Genomic DNA, 2,459 nt, shown 5'->3' on the forward strand with positions numbered 1-2,459 from the left:
GCCGCGATATTGACATGAACGCCGCCTCCGACAGGTGTTCGTCGGCGCAGCGGGGGCGGGGCGCCGGACCACGAGCGGCCCCGTACCGGCAGGCGCCGGAGGGACGGCCACCACTGCGGGACGGCGAGCCGACGGGAACGGCCACCCCCGCGCGACCGCCCCCACCGCTAACGGCGCCCCAGGCCAGTTATTGATATGACCATCCGATGAGCCGGTCGGCGGGTTCGGTGGCAGGGATCGGCGGACCTGTCGGCCCCCCGCACTAGGGTGACCGCATGGCAGACGTCCCGGCCGTGGCCGCGCCCTCCGTCGAGGCGCTGAACGCCGTGGTGGAGCGCGCCTGCGAGCCGCCCACCAGCGCGTCCCGCGCGAAGCAACTGCGGTGGATCGCCGGTGAGCTCCGCACCGCCCTGGAGCGCGGCGAGATCCCCTCCTCCGCCGCCGCCTCCCTCGCCGGGCTCCTCGCCCCCGACACCCTCGCCGCCTACCTCGACGCGGCCGAGCGCGGTCTCCTGCGCCGCAAGCCCGCCGCCCGGCCGGACCAGCCCTCCCCCGCATCCATGCGGGTGCGGGAGGACTGTCTGCAGATCCTCGGCGCCGGCGCGGGGATCGCGGTCGTACTGCCGCCGCGCACCCGGCAGGGCGGGCTGCGGCCGGTCGTCGCCGCCCGGCCGCGCAGCATCCTGCTCGGCCACCTGGAGCGGGCCGTCCGGCCGGGCCAGTCCGAGGCGCGGAGCCGGATCCTCGCGATCATCGGCACGGTGATGGACACCGGCTGCCGCGCCGGCGAACTCTGCCACCTGCGGGTGGGCGACGTCGACACCGACCGGGGCCGGATCCGCGTCACCCGCCTCCCCCAGCACCGCGACCTCGCGGCCGAACCGGTCACCGAGACCGTCGCGCTCTCGGGCCCCACCCGGGCCGCCCTGCGGAACTGGCTGAAGGCCCGCGGCCACCTGGTCGTCCGCGACGCCGCGAAGCCCGCCGGGCGGGCGAACGAGACCACCGACGCCCTGTGGGTGAGCGTCTCCCCCAGCGGCCGGGCCCGGCCCGGCCTGCCGCTGCACTTCCGCGGCCTGGCCCGCGCCTACGTCCGCGAGATCCGCAGCCTGAACCTCGACATGGCCGGCGAACCCGGCTGGGAGCCGATGCCGAAGCGGATGGAGCAACTCCGCCGCGCCATCGACCTGGAACCGTCCGACCTCGCCGGGGCCACCGTCCTGCGCCGCGCCGACCCGGAACGGTGACGACCACCGGCAGGGTGACGGCCCCCGGCAGGGTGACGACCGGCACGCCCGGACGTCAGCCCGCCGCCCCGCAGCGCTCCGTGTCGATCTCGGCCAGGGTGGCCTCGTGGTAGCGCGCGCCGTGCACGGTCGCGGAGTCGAGCACCTCCCCGGCGGCGTCCAGGGCCTCGCCGGGGACGGCGAGGTCGAGCACGGCCAGGTTCTCCCGCAGGTGCGCGACGGACCGCGTCCCGGGGATCGCCAGGACGTGCGGCGCCCGGGAGAGCACCCAGGCCAGCGCCAGTTGGGCGAGGGTGCAGCCGGCGCCCCCGGCGATCTCGTCGAGCCTGCGCCGCAGTTCGAGGTTGGCGGGGTAGTGCCGGGCGTCGAAGCGGGGCATCTGCCGGCGGACGTCCCGCTCGGGGAGCGTGCCGGGGTCGGGCGGCGCCGAGGTGAGGAAGCCGCGGGCCAGCGGGCTGAACGCCACCAGGGCGACGCCGAGTTCCGCGGCCGCCGCCAGGGTGCCCTGCTCGGGGTTGCGCGACCAGAGGCTGTACTCGTTCTGCAGCGCGGCGATCGGGTGCACGGCGTGGGCCCGGCGCAGCGTCGCGGCCGACGCCTCGGAGAGTCCCAGGGCCCGGACCTTCCCGGCCTGAACGAGCTCGGCCATCGCGCCGATGCTCTCCTCCACGGGGACCTGCCGGTCGACGCGGTGCAGGTGGTAGAGGTCGACGCCGGTCATGCCGCACTTGCTGGCGAGCACGATGCGCTCCCGGTGCGCGGTGAGGACGCGGCCGAGGAGTTCCTCGTTGGCGCCGAAGCCGTAGAGGGCGGCGGTGTCGAAGAGGGTGACGCCCTCGTCCAGGGCGGTGCGCAGGAGGTGTTCGGCGGCCCGCGGCTCGGGCGGGACTCCGTAGGCGTGGCTGAGGTTCATGCAGCCCAGGCCGACCGCCGGGACCTCGAAGGGCCCGATCCGGCGGGGTCCACGGCCGGCCGGGGGCGTCGCGGTCACGAGGCCCGGGCAGCGTCGAGCTGCGCTTCGAGGGCGGCCAGCGTGCGGTAGCAGGGCAGCACCTGGGCGAGGGAGGCGTTGGGTTCGCGGCCTTCGCGGATGGCGGCGACGAACTCGCGGTCCTGCAGTTCGATGCCGTCGGTGGAGACGTCGACGCCGCTGACGTCGATCGGCTCGTCCTTGCCGGTGAACAGGTCGTCGTAGAGGGCGTCGTAGGTGCC

At 75.8% G+C, this 2,459-nt stretch carries 2 protein-coding genes and 1 pseudogene; 1 reads left to right on the plus strand and 2 read right to left on the minus strand.

Annotated features, from left to right (window positions below; all coding sequences use genetic code 11):
- The first annotated feature begins 275 nt into the window (after positions 1-275).
- The gene (locus ABZ641_RS33095; protein WP_359987875.1) at positions 276-1,247 is read left to right on the plus strand and encodes a site-specific integrase; all 972 of its coding nucleotides are present in this window, start codon (positions 276-278) and stop codon (positions 1,245-1,247) included.
- A 55-nt stretch (positions 1,248-1,302) separates the two neighbouring features.
- Here the strand turns inward: ABZ641_RS33095 and ABZ641_RS33100 are convergent, their stop codons facing one another.
- Both ABZ641_RS33100 and ABZ641_RS33105 read right to left on the minus strand, forming a co-directional pair.
- Entirely contained in the window at positions 1,303-2,238 is a 936-nt protein-coding gene (locus tag ABZ641_RS33100) for an aldo/keto reductase (protein WP_359987877.1), read from the minus strand.
- Positions 2,235-2,459, minus strand: a pseudogene (locus ABZ641_RS33105) (oxidoreductase); the annotation flags it as partial. The gene ABZ641_RS33100 and the pseudogene ABZ641_RS33105, both read right to left, overlap by 4 nt.

Source organism: Kitasatospora sp. NPDC007106, assembly GCF_040634455.1.
GTDB lineage: Bacteria > Actinomycetota > Actinomycetes > Streptomycetales > Streptomycetaceae > Kitasatospora > Kitasatospora arboriphila.